The sequence below is a fragment of the Rhizobium sp. YJ-22 genome (assembly GCF_029601685.1).
Classification (GTDB): domain Bacteria; phylum Pseudomonadota; class Alphaproteobacteria; order Rhizobiales; family Rhizobiaceae; genus Metarhizobium.
In genome coordinates, this window is the sequence record NZ_JARRIR010000019.1 from 5732 (window position 1) to 5993 (window position 262).

Annotated in this window: 1 pseudogene; it reads right to left on the reverse strand. The window is 53.8% G+C overall.

The annotated features are described in order from the left end of the window. Positions 1 to 262 (reverse strand): annotated as a pseudogene (locus P7F60_RS27280) (plasmid partitioning protein RepA); the annotation flags it as partial.

Sequence of the window (262 nt, forward strand, 5' to 3'; positions counted from 1 at the left end):
ATCCACCTGCTTCAGAGCGCTGGCGATCCGCATATAGAAAAGTCGGCCATCCTCCCCCTTCTTAGAGGAAATCGCCAGTGGCACGTCATATTCGTATTCCTGCAGAACCAGGTTAGCGGGCACGACATCCAGTCCAGGAATGTTGGTCGGCTGGATGACGTCAGCGATTGACTTCCGCTCGTCGTCAAATCGAAGAGCCTCATAAAGAGAGGCAGTATCATCAAGCTCCGGCTGGATCCCGAAAAGCGAAGTCAGTGATGCC